We start from the raw sequence: 26841 nt of genomic DNA on the forward strand, positions 1-26841 counted from the left end.
TCACATCGGCGGGACGGCGGTTGTCTCATGGGCATGACTGCTGACACCCGCACCAAGGTCGTCGTCCTGGGCGGCGGTTACGCCGGCGCCCTGGCCGCCAACCGCCTGCAAGCCCGGCCTGGTATCGACATCACCCTGGTCAACCCGCGCCCCGAATTCGTCGAACGCGTGCGGCTGCACCAGTTCGTGGCCGGCACCGCCGCGGCCGTGCACGACTTCGACACCGTGCTCGGCGCTCGCGTCCGCCTGGTCGTGGACAGCGCGATCCGGCTCGACACCGCCGCCCGCGGCATCGAACTGGCCTCCGGGCGCACGCTGGACTACGACTACGTCATCTACGCGATCGGCAGCACGGCGGCCACGCCCGCGTCCGTGCCCGGAGCCGTCGAATACGCCTACCCCATCGGGGAATACGAGTACGCGCAACGCCTGCGCGCCGCGCTGGCGCAGGTGCGGCCGGACCAGCGGATCACCGTCGTCGGCGCGGGGCCCACCGGCATCGAGACCGCCGCCGAACTGGCCGAGCAGGGCTACTCGGTGACCCTGCTCGGCGGCGGACAGCTCGCCCCCTCGATCGCGGCGCCCGCCCGCCGCGCGGTGGCGAAGTGGCTGACCGGGCACGGCGTCGAGGTGCTCGACCACGCCCGGGTCGCGGCGGTCCGGCCGCAGGCCGTCGAACTCGCCGACGGCACCGTCCTGCCCGGCGCGCTCACCATCTGGACCGCCGGGTTCGGCGTGCCGGATCTGGCCGCCCGCAGCGGATTGCACACCGACGAACTCGGCCGCCTCCGCACCGATGAATCGCTGACCAGCATCGACGACGACCGCATCGTGGCCGCCGGGGACGCCGCCGCACCCTCCGGACAGGCGCTGCGAATGAGCTGCCAGGCCGCGGGCCCGCTCGGCGCGCAGGCCGCGGACACCGTGCTGGCCCGGATCGCGGGCACCGCCCCGGCGCCACTCAGCATCGGATTCGTCGGCACCGGCATCAGTCTGGGCCGCCGCACCGGCACCATCCAGTTCGCCCACCGCGACGACACCGCGCGCAACGCCTACCTCGGCGGGCGGGCCGGGGCGTTCGTCAAGGAGCTGGCCTGCAAGTTCTCGGTGTCCGGCATCCGGCGGGAAGCCCGCAAGCCCGGTGCGATGCGGGCGCTGAAGGGCCCCGGCACCCGGCCCGCGGCCACCCCGGTGCCGCGGTGACCGCGATCGACGAGCATGCCGAGCGGTTCACGCTGCTGCGGCCGCTGCTGTTCACCGTCGCCTACGAAATCCTGGGCTCGGCCACCGAATCCGACGATGTCCTGCAGGACAGCTTCCTGCGCTGGGCCCGGGTGGACCTGGCCACCGTGCGCGACACCAAGGCCTACCTCGCCCAACTGGTGACCCGGCAGGCGCTCAACGCCTTGCGCGCGGGCGCGCGGCGGCGCGAGGACTATGTCGGGCCGTGGCTGCCCGAGCCGCTGCTGCTCACCGAGACCGACGCGCTGGCCGACGTGGTGCTGGCCGAGTCGGTGTCGATGGGGATGCTGGTGCTGCTGGAGACGCTCACACCCGACGAGCGCGCGGTGTTCGTGCTGCACGAGGTCTTCGGCTTCGGCTACGGCGACATCGCCACGGCGGTCGGCAAATCCGTGCCCGCGGTGCGCCAGCTGGCGCACCGCGCCCGCTCACACGTGCACGCGCGGCGGGGCCGGTTCGCACCCGTCGACGCGGCCGCGACCGCGGAACTGACCGACCGGTTCCTGGCGGCGGCGAGCACCGGCGACATGGACGGCCTGCTGGCCCTGCTCACCCCCGACGCCACCTGGACCACCGACAGCGGCGGCAAGGCGTCGGCGATCTCGGCGCACGCGACCGGCGCGCGGCGGGTGGCCCGGATCATGATCGCCCTGTTCCGCATGCGCGAGCGGGTCGCCGAGCTGCGCGTCGAGACGGTGACCTGCAACCAGGGCCCCGCTCTCGCGATCTACCGCGGCGAACACCTCGAGGCGGTGTGCGTGATCGAGGCGAGCGAGGGCATGGTCACCAGCTGCTACGCCATCCGCAACCCCGACAAACTTGCGGCCCTGCGTGTTCCGCGCAGCATCACCCGACAGGACGAGTTTGCGCCTGAACGGCCGACAGCTCGATCGTCCCGGACAGAAATATCGAAATAGCCGAAAAAGATAGGGCACGCAATTGGAATTCGACGGTGAATCGAGCCAATTGCGCGGCCCGTCAAGGACGATTCGATGCAGCTCGAATTCGATCTTGCGTCCCCTCCGATTATCTCAAGATAAAACCAGAGTCGAGCTCGCCGCCTGACGATCCGTAGCCTAACACCGAACCCGGACGCTCGCAATGCTACAGCATCGCAAACTCCTTGGCGGGCAACGACTCCTACCGTCGGATCGGGTCCAGCACCCGCTCGACCAGCGCGGTGTCGCAGTGCTCCACGACCTCGACGACGCGGCCGCGCGCGAGCCGGAACAGGAAGCAGTAGGTCTGGTGATAACGGTCGCCGCGCACGGTGACGCCGTAGCCGCGGGCCTGCACGGCCACACGGTCGCCGTCGGCCAGGATCAGCTCCGCCTCCATCCGGTAGGCGCCGCCGAGCTGAGCCATCAGGGGCCGCAGCAGTCCGCCCACGACCTCGGTCCTGGGCTCCCAGGTCCCCGCCCACGACCAGCCGCCGGGGAAGACCCAGCGGCATTCCTCGGCCAGCGCGTCGCCGAGCGCGCGGGTGGCGCCCCGCGACAACTGCTCGAAGACGTCCCGGATCAACGCTCTGTTGGTTTCGGTGCTCATGCTCTCGACGCTAGGTCCGCCGCTGCCATGCGACCAGCGCGTGTTCGGCATGGGTGGTATCACATTGACGCATGGCTGAATTCACGGTGCTCGGACTGCGAGTGGTGCGGGAGGCGGCGCGCGCCGGGTCGTTCTCGCTGGCGGCGCAACGGCTGGACTACACGCAATCGGCGGTCTCGCGCCAGATCTCGCTGATGGAGCAGGCCGCCGGGCGGCCGCTGTTCGAGCGCCTGCCCCGGGGCGTGCGCCTCACCGAAGCCGGGCGCGTCGTGCTGCGCCGGGCCGACACCGTGCTCGACACCCTCGACACCACCCGCGACGAACTGCGCGACCTGCGCCGCCCCGCCGGGCGGATCCGGATCGGCGCCTTCTCGACCGCGACCGCCGCGCTGGTGCCGCGCGCCATAGCGGCTGTGGCGCACAGTTATCCGGGTCTGGAGATCGTGCTGCGCGAAGGCACCACGCCCGTGCTGCGCACCGCGCTGGCCCGCCGCCGCATCGATCTGGCCGTACTGTCCGGGGCGCCGGAGCTGCCCGGCGATGTCCGATGCGCTTCCCTGCCGGACGACCCGCTGTTCGTCGCGGTGCACCCCACGCACCGGCTCGCCGGGCGCGACAGCGTGCCGATCGCACAGCTGCGCGCGGAGCGCTGGATCACCGGCAGCGAAGATCGGCACAGCACCCTGCTCGGGGCCTGGACCGCCGACGACTGGCAACCCGACATCGCCTACGTCGCCCGGGACTGGGTGACCAAACTCGGCCTGGTCGCCGCCGGGCTCGGCGTCACGATCGTCCCCGGCCTGGCCGTCACCGCCCTGCCGCCCACGCTGTCGATCATCCGTCTCGACGATCCCCGCGCGACCCGCCCGATCCTGCTCGCCCACCGCACCGCCGCCGAGCATCCGCTCGCGGAAGCCCTGCGCGACACCGCCGCCGAGCTCGCGGTCGCGGCGCGCCGGCGCCTGCGGGACGAGTAGAGCCGCTATACGCGGGCCTTCCGTTCCTCGGCCCGAGGACGCAGGAGCAGCACCAGGATGCCCGCGACCACGATGCCGATCATGTTGATCGCCAGCTGGCCCAGCGAACCCGCGGTGACATGCCACTTCCCGGCGACCGCGGCGGTCACGGCCAGGCCGGCGGCCGGGACGGTGGTCACCGAGATGAAGACGCCGACCAGGGTGGCCGAATTCGAGGTGACCACGGCCAGCATGCCCGCGGCACCGGCGAGCAGCGCGATCACCAGGGAGAACGGCCCGACCTGATAGATGAAGTCGAGATTGCGCGCGTTCTCCACGTCCTCGATGGAGATCCAGCCCAGGCGCACCCAGATCAGGGTCGCGAGGGCCGTGACCAGCATGGCCGCACCGAAGGCCGCCAGGACCAGGCGCGTCGCGTCGCGCACCAGCGTGCGGTCGCGGCGGTACAGCCCGATCGCCAGCGCCGACAGCGGCCTGAACTCCGGTCCCACGACCATCGCGCCGACGATGGTCAACGGGGACGCGGTCGCGACGCCGACGGCGGCGAGCAGCACCGAGATCACCAGGAACGCGAAGAACGTCGGCGTGGCGGTCGCATTCCGGCGGGCCTGTTGCAGCAGCGAACACCAGACCACGGCGTCCCGGCCCGCGGGCCGCGCGGGAATCTCGGTGTCGATCGGCCCGAAACTGAGCGCGCCCGCCGGCGGCACACCCAGCGCGGCCAGCCCGTCGAGCACACGGTTCATGGCCGCCCGCGCGATGTCGGCCTCCACCAGATCCCCCGCCGGCCGCACGGCCGCGCCGCCGGTCACCACGACATGGGTCGCGCCCGCCTCCGCGGCCAGCAGCGCGAGCACGGCGGGTGTCGTCGAGCCGGGGCAGAGAACGCGAAGTCGGAGCACCGATACCCCTCGTGGTCGGCCTGTCCGGCGGGCAGCCGGAGCTCCTAAAGTAGCTGGCAGATCGCTACCGGCGGCCGATCGGCGCGGCCGTGTTTCAGCGCAGCGGCACGTCCACGTCGCCGCCGCCCTCGCGGGTCAGCCTGCGGCGCACCTGCACCAGGGTCGGCGCGGGCACGAAACCGCCCGCGAACAGCGCCTCGCCCTGCCGGAACCAGGGCGAGCGCTCCAGCAGCGCGGTCGGCGCGTACCCGAAGTAGGTGCCGAGCTCGGCCAGGTCGGTGGGTGAGGTCATCTTCATCAGGGCGAGGTTGTCGCACTGGGAGATGATGCCGGGGTGGATCTTCGAGGGCCGCTGCGTCGAGAGCAGCAGCCACAGCCCGAACTTGCGGCCCTCGGCCGCGATCTGGATCAGCCGCTCCCGCACCGCGACGGCGAGCGGGGAATCCAGCCGGGGCGAGGCCAGGTTGTGCGCTTCATCGATGACCAGCAGCACGGGACGGCGCTCCTCGCGCCGGGCCCACAGATCGTCGAGCAGCGACAGCGCCACCACCAGATGCTGCTCCGGCGTCGCGAAGCCGCCGAGATCGAGCACGGTGACGTCGGGCCGCTCGGCGACGATGTCGGTGACCGCCGGCGCGCTGCGCGCCCACACCGTCCAGTCCGGCAGACCCAGGTTCTCCACCCGCAGCGCCAGGCGTCGCCGGCCCGGCACGTCGGAGGTGCGCAGCCGCGTCAGCAGCTCGTCGATGTCGACGTCGGCCAGTTCCGCGCCCAGGTGGATGAGTTCGTTGAATTCCTCCCGGTCGGCGATCGGATCGATCTGCAGGACCGCGGCCTTGGAGGCCAGCGGCATCCCGAGCAGGCGGGCGCGCAGCTGCGCGCCGGGCGCGGCGTTCGGCCGGAGCACCCGAATGTCGCGGCGCCGCAACGCTTCCGCGGTCGGCCCGCTCGCGTCGGGCGCGAGTTCGCCGAGCCGGACGAAATCGGCGTTCGGATCGAACACCACGATCGGCAACGCGGTGTGCGCGATGAGCTGTTCGAGCGCCACGCCGAGCGCGTAGGTCTTGCCCGATCCGCTCTGCCCGCACCAGAAGGTGTGCCGGTTGAAGCGCTTGGGCAGCAGTCGCGCCGGTCCGCCCGGCGCGGTCAGGCGCGCACCCACCTCGAGCACGGCCCCCGTGGTCTCGTGCAGCGTCGCCACCGTCGCCAGATCGGCCGCCTCGACCCGGCCCTCACGCACCGGATGGCTGACCCGGGTATTGATGCCGTCCGGGGTCAGCTCACCGATCAATCGTCCCCGCAACCGCACCGGCGTCGTCTCCGATCGCTCCTCCACCAGCGCCAGCTGGGAGCGTCCCTCCGCGACCACCGTGATCAGCGAGCCCGCGACGAACGCGCTCCCCGCGGCATCGGCCACCACGAAGGAGCGACCGTCGTCGGAGCGGGCGAGCAGAGTGCTGGTTTCGGCGCGCATGCGTCCGATACTGCCATCAGATAGCGAATTTCTAGCAAATTGCTGTCGGCATCACTATCGGCCCACCCGACCGTTCCTCCGGGATTTGTCGCCACACTCACACGCGCTCCGCGGTGGGATCAATACACCCGAACAGGACGGGTCACACGCGTCTTGAACATGAAACACACTCCAAGACAAAGCATTACAGCGCCGTCGAGCCCGAAAGGCGAGACGCCGAGAGCGCTCCCGACCGAGAATTGCCAGGTAGTTGCCCTGGTAGCGTTGCGGTGTAATCGACGGATCGGATCGGAAAGGGTTGAAGTCGGTGACCGCCGAAATTCTCCCGGACCGCCGGGTCCGTGCGCCGCGCGCGGCGAGCGCGCGGGTTCGGACCTTGCCGCAGCTGCTGGCGCAGGCCGTGGCGCTCGATCCCGAGGCCTGCGCGATCCGGTTCCAGGGTCGCGAGCTGACCTACGCGGCGTTGAACGCGCGCGCGGCGCGGCTGGCACGCGTGCTGATCGGCCGGGGCGTGGGGCCCGGGGACCGGGTGGTGCTGGCGCTGCCGCGCTCGATCGATTCGGTGATCGCGCTGTGGGCGGTGGCCCAGACGGGGGCGGCGTTCGTCCCGGTCGATCCGCGCTATCCAGCGGAGCGGGTCGCGTTCATGATCGAGGACAGCGGGGCGACGCTCGGGCTGGGTGTGTCCACGGCGCGCGTCGAATCGGCCGGGGACCTGCCGTGGCTGGAGCTGGATTCGGCCGGGTGCACGGAGCTGACGGGGTTGGTGTCCGACGAGCCGATGCACTTCCGGGAGCGGGTGCGGCGACTGGCGGCCGAAGAGGTCGCCTATGTGATCTACACCTCCGGGTCGACGGGCCGGCCGAAAGGGGTGGCGGTCACGCATGCGGGGCTCTCGGAGCTGTGCGCGGAGCAGGTGCGGCGGTTCGGGGTGACCGCGTCGGCGCGGACGCTGCACTTCGCCTCCCCGAGTTTCGACGCCTCGATCCTGGAGCTGCTGCTCGCGCTCGGCGCCGGGTCGACCATGGTGATCGCTCCGGCCGACTGCTACGGCGGGACCGAGCTGGCCGAGCTGCTGTGGGACGAACGGGTCACGCACGCCTTCCTCACCCCGGCGGTGCTGGCGGGCCTCGAGGAGACCGACCTGCCCGAGTTGCGTGCGCTGATCGTGGGCGGCGAGGCCTGCCCGCCGGAGCTGGTGACGCGCTGGGCGGCCGGGCGGTCGTTCTTCGATCTGTACGGGCCGACCGAGGCCACGGTGGCCGCCACCATCAGCGGGGCGCTGCGTCCCGGGGACCCGGTCACGATCGGCCGTCCGGTCGCCGGGCGACGAGCCGCGGTGCTCGATGCCCGGTTGTCGCCGGTCGCGGAGGGCGTGGCGGGGGAACTCTATCTGGCGGGCCCGGGGCTGGCGCGCGGCTATCACGGGCGGCCCGGCCTGACGGCCGCGCGGTTCGTCGCGCAGCCGGGCGGTGAACGCCGTTATCGCACCGGGGATCTGGTGCGCTGGGTCACCGGCGGCGACGGCACGCCGCAGTTGGCCTATCTCGGGCGTACCGACGCGCAGGTCAAGATCCGCGGCTTCCGGATCGAGCTCGGCGAGGTCGACGCGGTACTGGCCGGGTCGACCTCGGTCGCGTTCGCCGCGACGGTGGTGCGGCGGCTGCCCAGCGGCGTGGACGGCCTCGTCTCGTATGTGGTGCCCACGCCCGGGGTGGAATTCGATGCCGGCGCGGTACTGCGGCAGGCCCGGCGGGAATTGCCGCGGCACGCGGTGCCCGCGGCGGTCATGGCGATCGACGGTTTCCCGCGGACGCCGGTGGGCAAGATCGACCACGCGGCGCTGCCCGAACCCGTGTTCACCGCACCGGTGCACCGTGCGCCGGCGACGGCGGCCGAGCGGACCGTGGCCGGAATCTTCGCCGACCTCCTGGGCCTCGCGCGGGTCGGCGCGGACGCCGACTTCTTCGAACTCGGCGGCCACTCACTGCTCGCGACACGCGTGGCCGGACGAGCACAGGCCGCCTTCGGGACACGCGTGACGGCCCGCATGGTCTTCGAGCACCCGACGGTCGCGGCGTTGGCAGCCGCCGTCGCGGCGACCACGACCACGCGAGTCCCGCCGCTGACCGCCCAGCCGCACGGACCGCGGATCCCGCTGGCCCCGGCGCAGCGGCGGATGTGGCTCCTGTCGCGCTTGGATCCGGCCTCGCCCGCGCACAATATCCCTGTCGCACTGCGGCTTTCCGGCCGGCTGGAGATCGATGCCCTCACCGCGGCGCTCAGTGATGTGCTGGAGCGCCACGAGGCGCTGCGCACGATCTATCCGGAGCACGACGGGAACGGCTACCAGCTCGTCCTGCCCGCCCGGCCGGTCGCTCTGACGCCGGTCGCCACCACCGCGAGCGCACTGCCCGGGGAACTGACCGCCTTCCTGGGCAACGGGTTCGAGGTGACCACCGAATTGCCCTTGCGCGCCCGGCTCTTCCGGCTCGGCGCCGACGACTTCGTGCTGGCGCTGGTGCTCCACCACATCGCCGCGGACGGCTCGGCGCTGGCGCCGCTCACCCGCGACCTGATGGTCGCCTACCGGTCGCGGACCCATGGCGCGGCTCCGGCATGGCCGCCGCTCCCGGTGCAATACGCCGATTTCGCGCGCTGGCAGCACGAAATGCTCGGCGCGGCAGACGATCCCGAATCCCTGCTGGCCACTCAGCTCCGGCATTGGGAGACGGCGCTCGCGGGACTGCCGGTGGCGCTCGACCTGCCGACCGACCGGCCGCGACCGCCGGTGGCGACCAATCGTGGTGCGGCCCAGGACTTCCAGCTCGACGCGGAGCTCCGCCGCGCCCTGGAGCAGTTCGCCCAGGATCGCGACGCCACCCTCTTCATGGTGCTGCACGCTGCCCTGGCGGTCCTGCTGGCCCGGCTCTCGGGCACTGCGGACATCGCGATCGGGACGCCGGTGGCCGGACGAGGTGAGCCGGCGCTGGACGACCTGGTCGGCATGTTCGTCAATACGCTCGTCCTGCGCACGCGCGTCGACGGCGGTGCGAGTTTCGCCGATCTGGTCGACCAGGTCCGCGCGGTCGACCTGGACGCTTTCGCCCACGCCGAGATCCCCTTCGACCAGGTGGTCGCCGCACTCGATCCGCCGCGCAGCCGAGCCCACCATCCGTTGTTCCAGGTGGCGCTGGCGTTCCAGAACTTCCAGAGCCAGGCACTGCGCCTGCCCGAGCTGAGCCTCGAGCCGATGCCGCTCGGGGACCCGGTCAGCCCGGTGGACCTGCAACTGACCGTGGTTCCGCACCCGGAAGCCGGACTGTCCTGTTCCTGGCGATACGCGACGGATCTGTTCGACCCGGCCACCGTCGACGAATTGAGCGCCCGCCTGACCGGGTTGTTGCGCGCCGCCATCGCCGAACCACAGCGGCCGGTCGGAGATCTGCCTCTGCTGAACGATTCCGAGCAAGCCGCACAGCGGCTTTCGGCGTGCGGAGCATCGCGTCCCGTCCCGCACCGGTTGCTGCTCGACGGATTCCGAGCGCACGCCCTGCGCTCCCCCGCCGCACCGGCGGTGAGCTGCGCGGCGGGATCACTGACCTACGGGGCGTTGTCCGCGCGGGTGAATCGCCTGGCCCGCAAGCTGATCGAACTGGGTGTCGGCCCCGGCGCGACGGTGGGTCTCGCGGTGCGCCCGTCGCTGGACCTGGTGGTCGGCATGTACGCGATCGTGCAGGCCGGAGCGGCGTACGTGCCGATCGATCCGGAGCAGCCCGCCGCTCGCGTCGCCGATCTGCTCGCGAGCGCGGACCCGCTGTGCGTGCTGGCCGCGGGCGTCGACATCCGCGATCGGCCGGTCGTGCGGCTCGACGAACTGGCGAGTTCCGGCGCCCTCGAGGCGTTCTCGCCCGCGCCGGTGACCGATGCCGATCGGCTGCGGCCGCTGCGCGAGCAGGACCTGGCCTACGTCATCTTCACCTCCGGCTCGACCGGCCGCCCCAAAGCCGTCGGCGTCCCGCACGCGGCGATCGCGAACCACAGCGGCTTCCTCGCGGCCGAGTACGGGCTGCACGCGAACGACACTGTGCTGCAATCGATTCCGTTCACCTTCGACGCGTCCCTGATCGGCTACGCCGCGCCGCTGAGCGTCGGCGCGCACCTGGTGCTCGCCGGCACCGCCGACCCGGCCGAGGTGGCGGAGCTGATCGCCCGGCATCGGGCGACGGCCACGGCGACGGTACCCTCGCTGCTGGCCGCCCTGCTGGATGCCGCCGCGCCGCAAGACCTTTCGTCGCTGCGCACGGTCTGGGTGGGCGGCGAACCGCTGCCGCCCGCGACGATCGCCCGCTGGACCGCGGCCGTTCCGGCGCGACTGCACAATCTGTACGGGCCGACCGAGGCGACGGTCTCGCTCACGGGTGCGGACGTGACCGAGCACGGCGCGGGCCCGGTGCCGATCGGCCGCCCGCACTGGAACTGCGGCGCCTACGTCCTGGACGAGCGGCTGCGCCCGGTGCCGCCGGGCACGCCCGGCGAACTGTATCTCTCCGGCGTACAGCTGGCGCGCGGCTACCTGCGGCAGGGCGCGCGCACCGCGGAACGGTTCGTCGCCGACCCGCACGGCCCGTCCGGGACGCGCCTGTACCGCACCGGTGATCTGGTGCGGCGCAACCGCTCCGGCGAGCTGGAGTACCTCGGGCGCACCGACGCCCAGCTGAAGCTGCGCGGCCTGCGGATCGAACCCGGCGAGATCGAAGCCGCCCTGCGCGCCCAGGCGGGGGTGCGGGGCGCGGCCGTCGCCGTGCGCGGCGAACAGTTGATCGGGTACGTGACCGGCGCGCGGGCGCTGGACACCGCCGAGATCCTGGCCGCACTGCGCGACCGGCTGCCGGGCTACCTGATCCCGGCGCACCTGGTGGTGGTGGCCGAGTTCCCGCTCGGTGCGACCGGCAAGCTCGACCGGGCCGCGCTGCCCGACCCGGACCTGCCCGGCCACGCCTATCGCGCGCCGGTCACCGAGGACGAGCGGATCGTGGCCGAGGTCTTCGCCACCGTGCTCGGCGCGGACCGGGTGGGCCGCGACGACGACTTCTTCAGCCTGGGCGGCACCTCGCTCTCGGCGGTCCGGGTGCGCGCGGCGCTGGCCGAACGCCTCGCGGTCGAGGTTCCCCTACGCCACCTGTTCGCGCATCCGCGGGTGCGTCACCTCGCCACCGCGGTCCGGGAGGGCACGGCCGAGACCGCGGGACCCGACCCGCTCGCCGATACCCGCTTGGACGAATCCATCACCGCGCTGGGCTGCCCGCCCCCGCGCGTGGGCGCACCCGCGGCCGTGTTGCTCACCGGCGCAACCGGTTTCCTCGGCGCGTTCCTGCTGCGTGCGCTGCTCGCGCGAACCTCGGCGACCGTCTACTGCCTGGTCCGCGCCGGTAACGAGGACGCCGCCCGGGCGCGGGTGCTGGCCGCCGCGCACCGCTACCGGATCGACCTGTCCGACGCCGAGCACCGGATCGTCGCCGTCCCCGGCGATCTCGCGCAGCCGCGACTCGGACTCACCGCGCGGCGTTTCCAGGAACTCGCGGGACAGCTCGACGCGATCTACCACAACGGCGCGCTCGTCAACCATCTCGAGCCCTACGAGCGGATGCGGGCCGCGAACGTGTCCGGCACCAGCGAGGTGCTGCGGCTGGCCACCACGAGCCGGGTGACACCGGTGCACTTCGTGTCCACGAGTTCCGCCCCGCCGACCCCGGAGCTGCCCGCGGGCCTGCCCGGCTACGCGCTGACCAAATGGGTCGCCGAGCGCCTGGTGCGCGCCGCCGCCCAGCGCGGCGTTCCCACCACGATCTACCGGCCCGGCCTGATCACCGGCGATTCCCGGACCGGCGCGGCCGGCACCGACGACGCCTGGTGGACGATGCTGCGGTCCATGCTCGTCACCGGCACGGCGCCCGAGCTGACCGAGGGCGAGATCGCCATGCTGCCGGTCGATCACGTCGCGGCGGCGATCGCGGGTGCCGCGCAGCCGCCGGGGACGGTGCTGGATCTGGCCCCGGAGACCGCGCTGCCCTTGCGCGCGATCCTCGACGAGGCGCTCCGGCGCGGCTACCACCTGACTCTGGTGCGGCCCGAGCTCTTTCCGGAGACGCTGACCTCCGCCGCCGCCGAACGCCTCGACTCCGGCGACGAATCACTCTCGCGGGCGGCGGCTTTGAGCACCAACTACGCCGCCGAACAGCGCGCCACCCCCGACCACGCTCCGGTGCGAGTGCCGGTGGCCCGGGTCCCGGGCGTGGACGCCGCCGTCCTCGCCCGCTACTTCGACTTCTTCGTCGAGATCGGCTTCTTCCCGCCCGGGGCGGGCGAGCATCGCCGCCTATGAGCCGACGGACGCGACTTGCCGCCCGGCGTTCGCGACGGCCGTCACCACACAGGTGCCCAGCCGCCCGGACCGGTCGTAGAGCGTCGCGGTGCCGACCGCGATCCCGTCGCTGGCGACCTGGTCCTGGGCCTGCAATCCGAGTTCCGGCCCCTCCGGCAGCCGCGCCAGGGTCAGGGTCATGTCGCTGTTGATGTAGCCGATGCCCGCCGAACCCCAGTGGCAGACGTAGTTGGTGGCGTCACCCATGGCCGCCGCACGCTGGAACGGCGTGAGCGCCTCCCCCTCGATCAGCGGGATCAGGTTCTGCCACAGCACTTTACGCTCCGGATTCGGGCCCGCCGACCGGATGTCGGCCCATTCCGAATCGCCGCACTTGAGCAGCGGGGCCTCGCCCAGCGGCGCCGTCAACCGCACGCCGGGCGCGGGCATCGGCGACCGCGGCTGCCACACCGCACCCGGCGGCGGGGCGGCCGCGGCGAGGAACACCGCCGTCGCCCGCGCCCGCAGCTTGCCCTGCTGATCGATCGCCGCGTCGGCCACCACGACCCGGTTGCCCTCGCGCACGACGCGGCTCCGCACCACGATCGGTTCGGTCAATACCGGACGCACCATGTCGACCGTCAACCGCGCGGGCACGAATCCCGCAGCGGGACAGTGCGTCTCGAGCTGGCGGGCCAGCAGGCCGCAGACCGCCGGGCCGTTGACCTGCTGCGCCGACCATTGACTGACCCCGAACCCGTGCGCCTGAAATCCGTCGTCCCGGACCGCGAAGAACGAATCCACGTCCACCATCCCCTCCATCGTCATCGGCAGCCCGTATTGAAACACGCTCCCCCGGCGGCGACTCAGGCGTTTCGCTCGGCGAAGACGGTGCGCGCGACCGCGATTCCGTTGAGCGCGGCCGGGAATCCGGCATAGCCCGCCATCTGGATCAGCACCTCGACCACCTCGTTCTCGGTGGCGCCGACGTTCAGCGCACCGTGCAGGTGGACGCCGAGCTGCGGCGCGACACCCAGCGCGGTGCACATGGCGATCGTGACCAGCTCGCGCGTCTTCAGGTCCAGTCCCGGGCGGGTGTAGATGTCGCCGAAGGGAAATTCGATGAGGTAGCGGGCGAAGTCCGGGGCGATGTCACGCAACGACGCGACCACCTGCTCGCCGGCGTGGCCGTCGATCTCGGTGAGCGCCGCGCTGCCACGCTCGAACCGGTCGCCGCCGGCGGGCGCGACGGCGACCGGCTCCTCCGGCAGGTCGGTGCGAGTCGCGAAGACCTCCTTGGCCGCCGCCAGCCCGTTCAGCGCCGCCGGGAACCCGGCGTAGACGCCGGTGTGCATCATCACCTCGACGATCTCGGTGCGCGTGCACCCGACATTGAGCGCCCCGTTGATGTGCCACCGCAACTGCGGTGCGGCGTTTCCGAGCGCGGCCAGCGCGCCGACCGTGGCCAGCTGACGCTCGCGCAGCGTCAGGCCCGGCCGGGACAGAATGTCGCCGTAGCCGAACTCGACGGTGATCCGGCCCAGGTCGGGCGCGATATCCGCGAGACTGTCCACCGCCGCGGTCCCCTCCGGGCCGCCGATCTGCCGCAGCAGCGCCAGGCCGCGCTCGTATCGATCGTTCTGCTGAGGTGTGGTCATGGGACGACCCTAAAAGCTGGAGCGCACTCCAACGCAAGTCCTCATTCGACCGGGGCCGGGCGGTGCCGGCGGAACGCGTCCAGCAGATCGATCTTGGCATCGGTCGGCTGGCCCGCCGCGTGGAAGATGAAGTCGCCGGGGCGGTGTTCGTTCCAGAAGCTGTTCATCACACGCTTTTCGAGCACCTTGACGCGCAACTCGGGCAGCAGCGCGATGGCGCGGGCCATCGCCGTCTGTTCGTAGAACAGGTCGGTGACGTTCTGGGCCCAGGCCAGTCGCAGGAATCGGCGGGTGGTGTCGTTGTCGCGGATGAGGAAGCTGCCCGAGTTCAGGCCGAGTTCGTCGTGGGTGACGATGAAGTCGTACTCGTCGTCACAGAGTGCGCGCAGGTCGAAATCGAGGTTGGTGAACGCGGCGTCGGCGTCGATCCAATACAGCCAATCGTGGTCGGCGAGGTGGCGCTCCACCGCCGGGATCTTCGACCAGTGCGGTGCGCGGCCGTCGGTGAACACCTCGGTGTAGCCGTAGAAGGCGTGCCCGTGCCGGCGGCAGAAGGCGTGCTTGTCCTGCGCGTGCGGCAACGCCCAGGATTCGATCTCCGGGCTCCACAGGGTGACGACGCCCAGCGCCGCGCGGCCGGGCGGCCGGTAGCTCCACAGCGGCGGGCCGTCCGGCTGGGCGACGGGCGCGGCCGCGGGCACCGGCGGCTCCGTGCGGACACGGGTTGCGGCGGACGCCCGGCCGGTGGCCGCACGCCCCGGCTGTGCTCGGCCAGCGCCGCGAGCACCTCGGGGCCGCGATCGGCGCTATCGCGATGCGCGCGAACCCATTTCGATGCGGCCCGCCCCTGCTCGGCGGCTTCGGCGCGATGCCGGGCAACCCACCGCAGCTTCGCGGCGACGTCGCGCACCTCGGGCACCGCGACCACGCCCAGGGACGGCCCGCCGTAGGGATGCACATAAGGCCGCCAGGTGGCGGGCGCGATCGGGAGCACCAGGTCGCCCGCGTCCCGGCAGACCCCGGATTGTCCCTCCGAGTCCAGCGCGATCACGCACATTCCGGACGCCATCGCCTCGAGCATGCCGGTGCCGAAGCCCTCGTTGCCCAGCGCCAGCAGGACATCGGCCTCGGCGTACCAGGCCGCAGTGGCGGCCGTGGGCCCCCGCAACGTGTCCAGGTGAATGCGCGGGTCACCGGCGATATGGCAGTCCGGCCAGCCCTGCCAGGATTTGATGACCAGGCGGGCGTCGGGGTCGTCGCGGAAGGCGTCCTGCCAGGCGGCGATGGCCTCGCGATAGTTGTTGTCCGGGTGGATGATTCCCACGATCAAGGTGGTGAGCCCCGGGCGCGCGGCGCGTTCGCGATACGGGAAGGCCGCGGTGTCCACTGCGTCGGGGACCAGGTAGATCGGCGCGGTGACACCGCTCGCGCGCAGGGCGTCGGCGGCGTAGGCGTTCGGTGTCAGCACCGCGCGGGCGCGGGCCAGCTGCCCGGCCCAGCTCGGTGCGACCCGGGAGCTTTCGCACGTCGTGCGCACGAACAGGTCAGCGCCCCGCAGGCAATCGAGCTCCGGGCGGCCGAGCCAGCCGGAGTAGAGGACCGGGCCGTCGACGCGCGCGGACGAGTCGGCGAGCAGTCCGAGCAGTTCCGCCGAGCACGTGGAACGCTCGAGGGCGAGCGGGGCCACGCTGACGCGGGCGCCGGCGCGATGCAGTTCACGCGCGAGCTGGTCGTTGCCGAAACCGCCACCGGGAAAATCTCCGACCAGTGTGATCGGCGCGGACCGCCAGCGGGCGAGGCGATCAGCGACCGTACGCGCCGTATCCGTAGTTGCGTTCATATCCGCTTCCGTATGGCCTCTCGTTGACATGCCGGAGTCCCCCGCGTTCGCCGGCGTCGCGGCCGGCCTCGGCTCTGGCGAATTCCGGGAAGACCGCGACCGTGAAGGCGGCCAGCGCCGTGCCGGCGGATAGTCGGAACATGCTGCGGCGGTTGTACATTCGGATCCCTTTCGTCAGGCGCAGGCCGGCGCGAGCGGGTATCGCCGGCGCTGCGCACGGCGCAGCACGACGGTCGCCGTGCCGGCTGTCGCGGCCAGGGCGGCTATCGCCCCGATCTGGGTCCAGCCGTCCTGACCAGCGACAGCCAGGGCGGGCGCCTGCCGCGTGGCGAGAACGGCGAGGGCGGTCAGGAAGACGAGGTTGCGCAGCTGGGTGCGGGCCGACAGCAACGGCTGGAGCCGGTTGAGCTCACCACCGGCCAGCGTGAGCCCCCGCGCCCGCGCCGCCTGGATGCCCAGCGTCGAGGCGGCGAGCACGAGCCCGGCGGCGATCGACCCGGACCGGCCGAAGGCCCCGAGCACCAGCAGAATCCCCGCGACCGTCTCCGCCACCGGCAGGCCCACCGCGATCGGGCGGACCAGCGGGGCGGGCGCGAGCTGATGCACAGCCAGCCAAACCTGTCGCCAGACCGGCACCGACCCCAGCACACCGACTCCGCGGGCGATCAGAAATCCGCCTACGACCAGTCGGATCGCCAGGTCGAGCGCCGTCCAGCCGGGATGTGTCGCGACCACTACCACTCCTGGTTCGCAGTGTGGAGCTCAGCGAGTCTTCGGGACCGCGTCCATGCCTATCAGAGCCACCGGCGAAACCCCCGCCAACACGCGGCAACCGCGAGCACCCCGGTCAGCTACAGACCCAGTCGCGGCCCGAGGCCGGATCCAGCAGATAGCGCACGACCTCGTCGTCGCCGCAGTCGTTCTCGTCGCTGAAGACGAAGGTGTGGCCGTCGGCCTCGCGGATGAGCAGCGGGCTGGTCAGGTAACGCGCCATGCGCTCGGCATTGCCGATCGGGGTGGTGGGGTCGTGGCGGGTGCCGACGAACAGCAGACGGGGCGCGGCTGGGCTGCGGGCCGGCGTGACAGGCAGGATTTTGCCGGGGACGACCTGGCCGGGAAACGGCCACAGGTCGCAGTCCATCAGCGGGAACTGCGCGGGGCGGGTGTCGTAGTCGTCGAAGGTGGCGGCGTCGTACAGGGCGGCGGCCTCGTGGTGCCTGGCGGCGCGGTCGGTCGTCGGGTCGGCGATGTCGGTGCAGGTGATGGCGGTGATCGCGTTGTCGCCGCCGCTGTCCTGGAAGTCGGCGAGGCGGCGGATCGTGGTCGCGTCGCCATCCCGGAGTTCGTTCAGCGCTTCCAGGTAATCCTCCCAGGACGACCGCCACAGCAAGCCGGTGTAGGTGGCTTGCAGCACGGTGCTCGCGGTGACGTCCTCGCCCTCGGACACGGGCACCGGGTCGGCGTCCACCTCGCGCAACAGTGCGTGAAAGGCGGATTCGGCGGTGGCGGGATCCGCGCCGAGCGGGCAATCGAGGCCGCGCTGTCGGTACTCGCCGGTGCAGAAGGCGGCCAACCGGTCGAAGGTGGCCTGGTAGCCGCGCACCTGGCCGAGGAACATCTCGTGCGGGCGCTCGGCGAGGTCGACGACGCCATCGAGCACGGCGGCGCGGTAATTGCCCGGGAAGCGCAGGGCGTACATGGCGGCGATCTGGGTGCCGTAGGAGTAGGCGAGCAGATTGATCCGCTCCTCGCCCAGCACACCGCGCAGCAGGTCGACATCGTTGGTCGCCTCGTCGGAACCGATGTGGCGCAGCACCTCGAGCCCGGTGTCACGCACGCAGGCGGCGACCTCTGCGCGCTCGGCCGCCTCCGTCGCTTCGGTATCGTCGAGATCGATGTCGGAATCCACCGCGCCGGCGCATCGGATCGAGGGCGTCGACCGGCCGACGCCGCGTGGGTCGTAGGAAATGATGTCGAATCCGGCCAGGACTTCGCGTGGATAGGGCCAGTCGACCAGCTCCAGCCCGGTGCCGCCGGGGCCGCCGCTGATCGCGATCAACGCACCCCGCTTCGCGCCGGTCGCCAGGCGGCGCGACACCGCCAGCAGCACGGTTTCGACCTCGTGGATCGACCGGCCGCGCGCGGCGCGATAGTCCAGGGGCGCGCGTACCTGCGCACACTGCCTGCCGGTCAGCGGTTCGGCGAACCAGCCCTCGGTGTGCCCGCTGCCGCACGGCACCCAGTCGACGGATTGCGCGTAGAACGCGTCCAGGCCCGGCGGCACTCCGGTCGGGTCGGCTCTCTTCGGGTCGGCGGTGCAGCCGGTGACCGCGGCTGTCGCGGCGAGGACCACGCACAACGCCCGGACAACCCGAGAAGCGACCGAACAGTATTCACCACGCACCCGGTGAAGCTAGCAGCGAACCGGACGATTGCGGCAATCTCTCGTATTCGAAGTGCGTCGTCCATCAAAAACGCTGCACCACAGTGCTATTCGAACTCTCAGCCGAACGAACAGCCCGCTTCGAAAGACTCGTTCAGTCGGCCAGCAGTTTGAGGACCACCGGGCGGGAGAGGGTGCCCGATACCTGGCGCGCGAGCTGGTTGGCGCTCGTGCCGCCGGCGTGGGCTGTACGGAGGGCGGCGGCGAGTTCGTCGCGGGCGGCGTCGGCGGCGGCCTGGGCTTCGCGCAGACGCTGGGCGGCACGGTCGACGGCGTTGCCGTCGGTGGTCAATGGTTTGACCGGCTTGGGCGGGGGGAAGTTCCGCATGGCGGCTCGGGCGAATTCCTGGATGAACGCCCGGGTCGCGTCTTTGTCCTCGGCGGCCTCGCCCAGTAGCAGGCGGGTGGTCTGCGGGACGGCGAGACTCCAGTTGGAGATGCCGCACAGGGCCAGCAGCAGGCGGCCCGCGTGTTCGGCGTCGATGCCGAATTGCTCGATGGCGCTGTCGAATTTGCGCTCGTAGTGCGCGGCGCGCCACCCGTCGACGTCGTGCGCGTCGACGCCGCGGTGCAGGCCCTCCCACAGCAACAGGCGCAGGAGCTGGGGGTTGTTGTTGTGGTAGTCGAACAGTTTCGCGACGTAGCGGCCGGGATCGGTCTCGGACATGGGCTGCACCACCTCGACGAACTCACCCATGGTGTCGATCAGGATGATGTCGAACAGCTTGTCCTTGCTGCCGAACAGGCCGTAGATGCGCTCCTTGTTCACCCCCGCCGCCTCGGCGATGCGGTCCACGCGCGCGCCGGCCAGGCCGTACTGCGCGAATTCGTCACGGGCGGCGCGTAACAGCGCCTGCTTGGTGGCGTCACCACGCTTGATCGAGGCCGTCATGCCGCGAGCCTACCAGCTTTCAAACCAACTATTTGGTTGACAACAGAATCGATCCGGACCTACCGTCTTGCCCATGACAACGCCGACCCTTCCCGCCGCGGGAACCCCGGCCACCCGCAGCGCCCCGCCCCGTACGCACACGGCGCGCACCCTGCCCGTGTTCGTGCTCTCCGCGCTGGTCGCCACCGGGCAGATGTATGTGCCGATTCCGCTGTTCACCGCCATGAAAGCCGACTGGAACGCGGGCTCGGTCGTGATGACCTGGATCATCAGCGCCTTCGCCTTCGGCTATGCGGGCGGGTTCGTGCTGTTCGGCCCGCTCTCGGATCGCTACGGGCACCGCAGGGTCCTGATGACCGGCATGCTCGCGGCAGCGGTGGTCACACTGTTGACCGGCTTGGCGTTCAGCGCACCCGTCGCGGTCGGACTGCGGTTGGTGCAGGGGCTGGTCGTCGGCTCGATCCCGCCGGCGATCATGGCCTATGTGGCCACCCGGATCACGCCCGCGCACCGGGCGGTGGTGACCATGTCCATCGCCACCTCGTTCCTCGCGGCGACGGTCATCGCGCAGATCGTGTCGCAGGCGGTGGTGGCGGCGTTCCCGTGGCGCACTGTCTTCCTGGCTTCGGCCGTCCTGTTCGCGCTGCTCGCGCTCACGCTGCGCCGGGTGATGCTCCCGGACGCACCCACTGGCGCCGATCTGCCGCTGCGGCACAGCTACGCCGCGATTCCCGCGGTGTTCCGGCTGCTGTCGCTGGTGCCGATGCTGGTGGCCGGGGCGATGGCCATGGCGGTCATGGTCGGCATCTACACCGGTCTCGAATTGACCGGCGTGGTCGAGGATTCCGCCGAACTGCTCACCCTGCGCGCCGGCGCGCTGCCGGTGATGCTGATCCTGCCGTTGCTCGCGGTGCCGCTGGCCCGCCTGACCAAGCACAGCCAGATCGCGCTCGGCGTGCTGATCGCGGCCGTCGCCATGGTCGCCGCCACCTTCGAGGGCGGGCATCTGGCGGTGCTGGCCATCCTGCTCGCCGTCATGGTCGGCGGGCTCGGCATCGTCGGCCCGGCCGTGCTGCAGAGCGCGGGCGAGTTGGGCGGCGAATCCCGCGCCGCCGCGATGTCGGTCGCCATGTTCAGCTTCTACGTCGGCGCCACCGCGGGCCCCCTCGTGGCAGCCGCCGCCGCACCGCACGGGTTCGCCACCCTGGCCTGGACTCTCGCCGTGCTCCTGGTCGCCGCCCTGGCGATGACGATCGTCGGCCTGGCGCTACAACGCCGCGCCGCCGCCTGAGCGGTCTTCGCCGGCGCGCCGGGCACCCGTCGATCCACGCGGGCGCCCGGCGCGAATCCGCCGTGCCGACTGTCGGCGGCTCGCGGCTTACCGGCGGAACAGGTCGTTGAGGTCGGCCTGGCTGATCTGGTCGTCGGCGTAGGTGAAGGTGCCGAAGTCGGCGAGTTCGCGGGCCGCGCGGCGCAGGTGGTGGTACATGGTGCGGGCGAGGCTGCCGCCCACGGTGACTCGCCGCACGCCCAGGGCCTCGAGTTCTTTCAGCGACAGCGCGCCACCGGTCAAGCCCATGACCACGTTGAGCGGGCCGTCGAGTTCGCGCACCAGCGTCGCGATGGTCCGGGCGTCGGAGGCGCCGGGGACGAAGGCGCAGTCGGCGCCCGCCGCGAGGTAGGCGTTGGCGCGGCGCACACAGTCGTCGAGGGAGCCGCCGACGAGCAGCGCGTCGGTCCGGCCGACGAGAACGAAAGGGGCGCTGCCGCTATCGATTACGGCGCGCGCCGCGCGGATGCGGTCGGCCGCCGGTTCCAGGTCGGACAGCGGCCGGGCCGGGTCGCCGGTGAAGTCTTCGATATTGCCGCCGGCCGCCCCGGCCGCCAGCACCGCGGCGATCGTCGACGCGACCGCGTCCGGGGACTCCCCGTAACCGTCCTCGAGGTCCGCGCTCACCGGGACCGCCACCGCGTCGATGATCTCACCGACCCGGGCGAGCATGGTCTCGCGCCCGACCCGGGCGGAGGCCGTCTCATGGTCGGGGCGGGCGAGGGAGAAGGCGATGCCGGCGCTGGTGGTGGCCACGGCGGGGAACCCCACCGATTCCAGCAGCCGGGCACTGCCCGCGTCCCACGCGTTGGGCAGCAGGAAACAGCCTCGGCGATGCAGTTCGACGAACCGGCGCGCGGCCGCGTGACGCTCGCTGCCGGTCTGTGGGCCAATGGAATTCACGGAATACTCCTCGGTGCTCGCGACTCCCCTCCCGAACGATAGGCCCGCATCGCACAAGCCGGAACCCGGAATCTCGCACTGGCACCACAGGAAATTCTGCCGCCGCCACAGCCTGCCCGAGCCACCTGCTCGACCACTTGGCCGACATTGCTCATGCTCCAATGATCAGCTGTTAACTTTCGATCCCAGCAAACCTAGTAATCGTCGCGTTACAGCGTATCCATCGGTTGATCAATCCGAGAATGGTCATCAACTTAGGCGTTGACGCCCACCAAACCCTCTGAGAGACTTGCGCCCACACCTTCTCAGCCGACCGGGCTGGAGCCGCGGCGTGCGCAGCCCGCCCACAACACGAGAGGCGGCGCTGGAATGGCACTGCTCAACCCGAAGACGGAGACGTTCGCGGAATTCGATCCCCGGACCCAGGCCCTGCTGCGCTCGGTCGTGGACTTCTTCGAAACCAAAGGCAAGCAGGCCCTGACCGCGGACGCACATCGGGCAGAGTGGTACGAGGACTGGATGGAGTTCCTGGCCGAGTCGCGCGTGCTGGCCTACCTGGCGACTCCGAAAGCCCACGCGGGCAACGATTCCGACAAGCGGTGGGACACCGCGTTCATCTCCCGGTTCAACGAGATCACCGGTTTCTACGGCTCGCAGTACTGGTACGCCTGGGGCGTGTCGACCCTCGGCCTGGCCACGATCTGGCAGAGCGAGAACGGCAAGGCCCACGCCCGCGCGGCCGAGGAACTCGACCGCGGCGGCATCCTCGGCTTCGGCCTGTCCGAACAGGCCCACGGCGCCGACATCTACGCCACCGACATGCTGCTCACCCCGGACGGCGCCGGCGGCTTCACCGCGACCGGCAGCAAGTACTACATCGGCAACGGCAACGTGGCCCGGCTGGTGCCGACCATCGGCCGCCGCACCGACCTCGAGGGCCCCGACGCCTACGTCTGGTTCCTCGTCGACAGCAGGCACCCGAACTACCGGCTGGTCAAGAACATCATCCACGGCCAGAACTTCGTCAGCGCCTACGACCTGGCGGATTATCCCGTCACCGCCGAGGACGTCTTGCACACCGGCAGAAAGGCTTTCGACGCCGCGCTCGCCGCGGTGAACTGCGGCAAGTTCAATATCGGCATGGTCGCGCTCGGCATCGTGCAGCACTGCTTCTACGAGACCATCAACCAGGCCGCCGGCAAGATCCTCTTCGGGCACCCGGTCACCGACTTCGGGCAGGTCCGCCAGATCCTGTGCGACGCCTACGTGCGCATGCACGCCATGCGGCTCTACCACGAACGCGCGATCGATTACATGCGCTGCTCCACCCCGGAGGATCGCCGCTTCGTCCTGTTCAACTCGATCGGCAAGATGAAGGTGACCCGCGAGGCCGAGCGCGTGTACCGCGAACTCTCGGATGTCATCTCCGCCAAGGGTTTCGAGAAGGACACCTACTTCGCCACGGCGCGCGGGACGATCGATTCGATGCCGCGGCTGGAGGGCACCGCGCACGTCAACATGGCGCTCACCCTGAAGTTCATGGCGAGCTTCCTGTTCGATCCGGTTCCGCTGCCCCCGGTGCCGGTGCGCCGCGATCCGGGCGACGACGAATCGCTGTTCCGGCAGCCGGGCGCCGCCGGGCTGGGCAAGGTCCGCTTCGCCGACTGGCGGCTCGCCTACGACAAGTATCGCCACCTGCCGAATGTCGCGCTGTTCGTCGAACAGGCCGAGCGGTTCACCGGGTTCGCGACCGAGGCCCCCGCGACCGAAGCCCAGCTCGCCGACCTCGACTACCAGCTCGCCGTGGGCGAATTGTTCACCCTGCTCCCCTACGGCCAGCTCATCCTGGAGCAGGCCGCGCTCACCGGCGCCACCGAGGACATCGTCGACTCGATCTTCGAGACCTTCGTTCGCGACTTCTCGCGCTACGCCCTGGACGTGTTCGGCAAGCCGTCTTCCACGGTGGCGCAGCAGCATTGGGCGCTGGCGGTGATCCGCAAGCCGGAGACCGACGAGCAGCGCTCGGCGCGCCTGTGGGACGAGGTGCGCGGGCACGCCGACGCCTACGCGATGAACCCCTAGACCGCCGCGCGCGCGTCGGCCTCGTATCGGCCGCCCACGCGCAGCAGGACCAGCACCGACACGAAGATCGCCGGCACCAGAACGAGCATCGCCGGGACCAGTGGCTCGCCGCCGTACCCGGCGGCGTCCACCAGGTCGGAGGTCAGCCCGACGAGGAACGGGCCGAACGCGCCACCGAGCGTGACCAGGAAGGTGAGCAGGGCGAAGCCCATCCCGCGGCGGCGGGCGGGCACCACGTCGGCCGAGACCGCGGTCAGATTCGGGATGGCGCCGGCGAATCCGGCGCAGGCCAGGGCGATCAGCGTGACCCGAGCGGGCACGCCGGGGATCAGCAGCGCGCCCGCGAGCGCGAGCGCGCCGGTCAGCAGGAAGCCGGTGGCGACGCCGATCCGCCCGCCGGGCCGGCGGGTGTGCGCGCGGTCGCCCAACCGGCTGCCCGCGATGATCCCCACGACGATGCCGGTGCCGCCGACCGCGCCCGCGAGGCCGGAAGCGGTGTCGTAGCCGAGATTCTCGGTCCGCTCGAGCAGGGTCGGGAGCCAATAGAACACGCCGCCGATGCCGAGGGAGAGCAGGGCCTGGCCGACGATGACTCCGGCCAGCGTCCTGATCCCGAGCAGTTCCCGCGCCTCCCGGAACAGCGAGGCGGGACGGCCGGGCACGCCGGTGGTGGTCGGCCCTTTGTCGATCCGGCCGCGGTCGAGGCGATCCCCCAAGCCCCGCAACGGTTCTCGCACGGTCAGTACCAGCGCCGCGACCAGCAGGCCGGGCACCGCCGCGACGAAGAACACCATGCGCCAGCCGAGCGCCTCGGCGAGCGCGCCGCCGAGAATGACACCGGTCGGCAGGCCCAGGTAATAGCCCGCGCGCTCGAACCCGTAGGCCTTGCCGCGGCTGCGGGCGGGATAGTAGTCGGCGAGCAGGCTGGAGGCGGGCGGGTTGTAGAGCTGACCGGCCGCGCCGATCAGCACGCGCACGAGGAAGAACAGCACGAAGGTAGTCGCCAGCCCGCTCAGCACCGAGCACAGCGACCACACCAGCACGACGACCGCGATGGTGACCACGCGCGGCGCCCGATCGGCCAGCCGCCCGGCGGGCAACAGCAGCACCGCGCCCGCGATACTCGCGGCGGTCGGTATCGCGCCCGCGGCGGTGTCACCGAACCCGAAGTGGTCCTGGATCGCGGGCAGCGCCCCTGCGATCAGGTTGAGCTCCAGCCGATCGATGAACGCGACCAGGCCGACGACGACGGCGGGCCACCAGCCCAGCGGCGCCGATTTCGCCAGGTCGACGACCCGTGCGGGGCGACCGGCGGACACGGTGATCTCGACCGAATCCGTGGCAGCCGCGACCGGCTCCGGAGACGAGGCGGCGGTCATGGGCAAGCTCCTGCCGTCGAATAGCACTCTTCGGCAAGAGCTTTCAGGACTCACCGGCGATGTTTCGCATCAGGATACGTCGTATCCAAACATTCGGCAGGAGAAGCCGACCGGAGGGCGGGGCCTCCTCGATTCATCGCCCCCACTACGTCGCGCTCGCGGGGAGAGAATTCTCGGTAACTTATCTGGCGCTCACGACCCCCGCGCCGTGCGATACGCGCGCACGTTGCCAGGCGTTTGCGTCCAGACGATCGCCCCCGCGCGCGAGATGCGCTCGACAGCTGGATCCATCGGCGCACCCCGCCGCCGACAGTCGACCTCTCACCATCCTCACCTCGCACTATGCCTTGAAAACGATCCGAAGATCAGCTTGACAGCCGTGTAAGGCTGAGTTAGTTTCTGGTGGCCCAGATCACAATCTTGATGGGGTCGCCGGTCATCGAATCACACGCGATGCGGGCGCCGAAATTTGAGCTCGACGAAGTGGACCCGGCGCCCATCGCCGGGACATTCGGCCTGGAAAGGCATTCACATGGGTAGCAGAATCGGTCGAATCGCAGCGGCGGCAGTGGCCGCCGTCTGCGCGTTCTCCGTAGTTTCGTGCGGCGACGACAACGAGTCGGCGGCGGGCGGCAGCACCGCCACCGCTCAGGGGATCAAGGCGACGGGGGCACCCGTCAAGGTCGGCCTGTTCAATCCGTCCAAGGGGCCGGCGACCCAGCCCGGCGTGACCACGGGCCGGAAAGCGGCAGTCGAATACATCAACAATCAGATCGGCGGGATCAACGGGCGGCCCATCGAAGTCATCGATTGCGGTATCGACAACACCTCCCCCGAATCCACGATCTCCTGTGCCAACCAGTTCGTGCAAGCGGGGGTCGCCGTAGCGGTCGACGGCTACAACGCCGAATCCTCCGCGGCCATGCCGATTTTGACCTCGGCCGCCATCCCGCTGGTCGGCCAGATCCCGTTCAACACCGCTACCGGCGCGGTCACCGAGAACCGGGTGTTCTTCGGTCCGCCGCCCGCGGCGTTCCTGGTGGGCTTCCTCCAGTCGCTCAAGGCGGCGGGCAAGACCTCACTGACCCTGGTCAACTCGGACCTGCCCCAAGCCCATCAAGTATTCGACGCCCTGCTGGCCCCGCTGGGAAAGCAGCTGGGCATCGACGTCAAGAGCGCCTACTACCCGCCGGCGGGACCCAATTTCACCGCACTGGCCTCCACGATCGCCGACGGTTCCCCCGCGGCCGGCGGGCTGATGACCGCACCCAACGACAACACCTGCAACAAGCTCGCTCAGGCACTGAAGTCCGTGAAATACACGGGCACAGTGTTTCTCGCGGCGTGCACGGAGTTCGTCGAGGCCATGGGCGCACAGGCCGTCGGCGCCCAGACGTACTCGCCGGTGTGGCTGCCGCCCGCCGTCGATGCAGCGCCTGAGCCGGCCAAGTCCAACCTGAGGACGGCGGAGCAGTTCATCGGCGCTGCCGGTGGTACCGCCGGGTTCTACGCCTACGGCACCTTCGCCACCTTCGTCGACCTCGCCCAAGCCTTGACGGCGACCCGTCCGGCGGAGTTGACCGGCCCCGCTATCGTGTCCGCCCTCAAAGGTCTGACCGACTACCAGAGCTTCCTCGGCCCGAAATTGAACTGCGGCAAATCGACCTCGCCGAACTGCACCACGGACATGCTGCTGTTCGAAGTCACCGGCGACAAGAAGCAGGCACCGGTCTCCGGAGGCTTCATCGTGCCGAGTCCCGAAGTGCTGAAACTCATTCCGGGCGCGGCGTAACCGACCCGACGACGG

General features: G+C 70.9%; 18 protein-coding genes and 1 pseudogene. 7 read left to right on the top strand and 12 right to left on the bottom strand.

The window, feature by feature from the left end; all coding sequences use genetic code 11:
- Positions 1-33: 33 nt before the first annotated feature.
- Both AB0I43_RS29665 and sigJ read left to right on the top strand, forming a co-directional pair.
- The gene (locus AB0I43_RS29665) at positions 34-1203 is read left to right on the top strand and encodes an FAD-dependent oxidoreductase (RefSeq protein WP_356977193.1); all 1170 of its coding nucleotides are present in this window, start codon (positions 34-36) and stop codon (positions 1201-1203) included.
- On the top strand, positions 1200-2159 hold the full coding sequence (gene sigJ, locus AB0I43_RS29670; protein ID WP_356977195.1) for an RNA polymerase sigma factor SigJ: 960 nt from the start codon (positions 1200-1202) through the stop codon (positions 2157-2159). Before AB0I43_RS29665 ends, sigJ begins: the two co-directional genes overlap by 4 nt.
- A 223-nt stretch (positions 2160-2382) precedes the next feature.
- On the opposite strand, the gene AB0I43_RS29675 is transcribed toward sigJ, so the two are convergent.
- Positions 2383-2790, bottom strand: a complete 408-nt coding sequence (locus AB0I43_RS29675; RefSeq protein WP_356977196.1) for a nuclear transport factor 2 family protein — start codon at positions 2788-2790, stop codon at positions 2383-2385.
- A gap of 71 nt (positions 2791-2861) precedes the next feature.
- Here AB0I43_RS29675 and AB0I43_RS29680 point away from each other — a divergent pair, with 71 nt between their 5' ends.
- On the top strand, positions 2862-3767 hold the full coding sequence (locus AB0I43_RS29680; protein ID WP_356977197.1) for a LysR family transcriptional regulator: 906 nt from the start codon (positions 2862-2864) through the stop codon (positions 3765-3767).
- 5 nt (positions 3768-3772) lie between these two features.
- Here the strand turns inward: AB0I43_RS29680 and AB0I43_RS29685 are convergent, their stop codons facing one another.
- Positions 3773-4669: a DUF389 domain-containing protein gene (locus tag AB0I43_RS29685; RefSeq protein WP_356977198.1), complete on the bottom strand. Its 897-nt coding sequence runs from the start codon at positions 4667-4669 to the stop codon at positions 3773-3775.
- Between the two features lie 94 nt (positions 4670-4763).
- On the bottom strand, positions 4764-6143 hold the full coding sequence (locus AB0I43_RS29690) for an ATP-binding protein (protein WP_356977200.1): 1380 nt from the start codon (positions 6141-6143) through the stop codon (positions 4764-4766).
- 307 nt (positions 6144-6450) lie between these two features.
- On the opposite strand from AB0I43_RS29690, the gene AB0I43_RS29695 reads away from it, so the two are divergent.
- Positions 6451-12528 carry an amino acid adenylation domain-containing protein gene (locus AB0I43_RS29695; RefSeq protein ID WP_357432991.1) on the top strand — a complete coding sequence of 2026 codons (6078 nt, stop codon included), beginning with the start codon at positions 6451-6453 and terminating at the stop codon, positions 12526-12528.
- Here AB0I43_RS29695 and AB0I43_RS29700 read toward each other — a convergent pair.
- From AB0I43_RS29700 to AB0I43_RS29730, 7 genes and pseudogenes are all read right to left on the bottom strand, one after another.
- Positions 12523-13335 (bottom strand): acyl-CoA thioesterase domain-containing protein, encoded by an 813-nt coding sequence (locus AB0I43_RS29700; RefSeq protein ID WP_356977204.1) that lies wholly within the window; start codon positions 13333-13335, stop codon positions 12523-12525. The genes AB0I43_RS29695 and AB0I43_RS29700 overlap by 6 nt on opposite strands.
- A gap of 38 nt (positions 13336-13373) precedes the next feature.
- Positions 13374-14165, bottom strand: coding sequence for a carboxymuconolactone decarboxylase family protein (locus tag AB0I43_RS29705; protein ID WP_356977206.1), 792 nt, complete (start codon positions 14163-14165; stop codon positions 13374-13376).
- Between the two features lie 41 nt (positions 14166-14206).
- A complete protein-coding gene (locus AB0I43_RS29710; protein ID WP_357432992.1) occupies positions 14207-14866 on the bottom strand; it encodes a hypothetical protein in 660 nt (219 codons plus the stop codon).
- Between the two features lie 311 nt (positions 14867-15177).
- Positions 15178-16035, bottom strand: a pseudogene (locus AB0I43_RS29715) (glycosyltransferase); the annotation flags it as partial.
- A gap of 144 nt (positions 16036-16179) precedes the next feature.
- Positions 16180-16740, bottom strand: a complete 561-nt coding sequence (locus AB0I43_RS29720) for a MauE/DoxX family redox-associated membrane protein (RefSeq protein WP_356977210.1) — start codon at positions 16738-16740, stop codon at positions 16180-16182.
- A 112-nt stretch (positions 16741-16852) separates the two neighbouring features.
- The gene (locus AB0I43_RS29725) at positions 16853-18358 is read right to left on the bottom strand and encodes an alpha/beta fold hydrolase (protein ID WP_356977212.1); all 1506 of its coding nucleotides are present in this window, start codon (positions 18356-18358) and stop codon (positions 16853-16855) included.
- A 184-nt stretch (positions 18359-18542) separates the two neighbouring features.
- Positions 18543-19340, bottom strand: coding sequence for a TetR/AcrR family transcriptional regulator (locus AB0I43_RS29730; protein WP_356977214.1), 798 nt, complete (start codon positions 19338-19340; stop codon positions 18543-18545).
- Positions 19341-19413: 73 nt separating this feature from the next.
- On the opposite strand from AB0I43_RS29730, the gene AB0I43_RS29735 reads away from it, so the two are divergent.
- The gene (locus AB0I43_RS29735; RefSeq protein WP_357432993.1) at positions 19414-20631 is read left to right on the top strand and encodes an MFS transporter; all 1218 of its coding nucleotides are present in this window, start codon (positions 19414-19416) and stop codon (positions 20629-20631) included.
- 87 nt (positions 20632-20718) lie between these two features.
- Here the strand turns inward: AB0I43_RS29735 and AB0I43_RS29740 are convergent, their stop codons facing one another.
- Positions 20719-21573: an isocitrate lyase/phosphoenolpyruvate mutase family protein gene (locus tag AB0I43_RS29740; protein WP_356977218.1), complete on the bottom strand. Its 855-nt coding sequence runs from the start codon at positions 21571-21573 to the stop codon at positions 20719-20721.
- A 369-nt stretch (positions 21574-21942) separates the two neighbouring features.
- Between AB0I43_RS29740 and AB0I43_RS29745 the strand changes: the two genes are divergently transcribed.
- Positions 21943-23655 (top strand): acyl-CoA dehydrogenase family protein, encoded by a 1713-nt coding sequence (locus AB0I43_RS29745; protein ID WP_357432994.1) that lies wholly within the window; start codon positions 21943-21945, stop codon positions 23653-23655.
- Here the strand turns inward: AB0I43_RS29745 and AB0I43_RS29750 are convergent.
- Entirely contained in the window at positions 23652-25034 is a 1383-nt protein-coding gene (locus AB0I43_RS29750; RefSeq protein WP_357432995.1) for an MFS transporter, read from the bottom strand. The genes AB0I43_RS29745 and AB0I43_RS29750 overlap by 4 nt on opposite strands.
- Positions 25035-25566: 532 nt before the next feature.
- Here AB0I43_RS29750 and AB0I43_RS29755 point away from each other — a divergent pair.
- The gene (locus AB0I43_RS29755) at positions 25567-26826 is read left to right on the top strand and encodes an ABC transporter substrate-binding protein (protein ID WP_357432996.1); all 1260 of its coding nucleotides are present in this window, start codon (positions 25567-25569) and stop codon (positions 26824-26826) included.
- Positions 26827-26841 lie beyond the last annotated feature (15 nt).

Origin of the sequence: Nocardia sp. NPDC050435 (genome assembly GCF_040655395.1) — a bacterium.
GTDB lineage: Bacteria > Actinomycetota > Actinomycetes > Mycobacteriales > Mycobacteriaceae > Nocardia.

Excerpts from the sequence above, each read along its gene's own strand:
- AB0I43_RS29735 (WP_357432993.1), top strand. The coding sequence starts at position 19,414 with ATGACAACGCCGACCCTTCCCGCCGCGGGAACCCCGGCCACCCGCAGC.
- AB0I43_RS29680 (WP_356977197.1), top strand. The coding sequence starts at position 2,862 with ATGGCTGAATTCACGGTGCTCGGACTGCGAGTGGTGCGGGAGGCGGCG.
- AB0I43_RS29730 (WP_356977214.1), bottom strand. The coding sequence starts at position 19,340 with ATGACGGCCTCGATCAAGCGTGGTGACGCCACCAAGCAGGCGCTGTTA.
- AB0I43_RS29745 (WP_357432994.1), top strand. The coding sequence starts at position 21,943 with ATGGCACTGCTCAACCCGAAGACGGAGACGTTCGCGGAATTCGATCCC.
- AB0I43_RS29755 (WP_357432996.1), top strand. The coding sequence starts at position 25,567 with ATGGGTAGCAGAATCGGTCGAATCGCAGCGGCGGCAGTGGCCGCCGTC.
- AB0I43_RS29750 (WP_357432995.1), bottom strand. The coding sequence starts at position 25,034 with ATGACCGCCGCCTCGTCTCCGGAGCCGGTCGCGGCTGCCACGGATTCG.
- AB0I43_RS29690 (WP_356977200.1), bottom strand. The coding sequence starts at position 6,143 with ATGCGCGCCGAAACCAGCACTCTGCTCGCCCGCTCCGACGACGGTCGC.
- AB0I43_RS29665 (WP_356977193.1), top strand. The coding sequence starts at position 34 with ATGACTGCTGACACCCGCACCAAGGTCGTCGTCCTGGGCGGCGGTTAC.
- AB0I43_RS29705 (WP_356977206.1), bottom strand. The coding sequence starts at position 14,165 with ATGACCACACCTCAGCAGAACGATCGATACGAGCGCGGCCTGGCGCTG.
- AB0I43_RS29700 (WP_356977204.1), bottom strand. The coding sequence starts at position 13,335 with ATGACGATGGAGGGGATGGTGGACGTGGATTCGTTCTTCGCGGTCCGG.
- AB0I43_RS29675 (WP_356977196.1), bottom strand. The coding sequence starts at position 2,790 with ATGAGCACCGAAACCAACAGAGCGTTGATCCGGGACGTCTTCGAGCAG.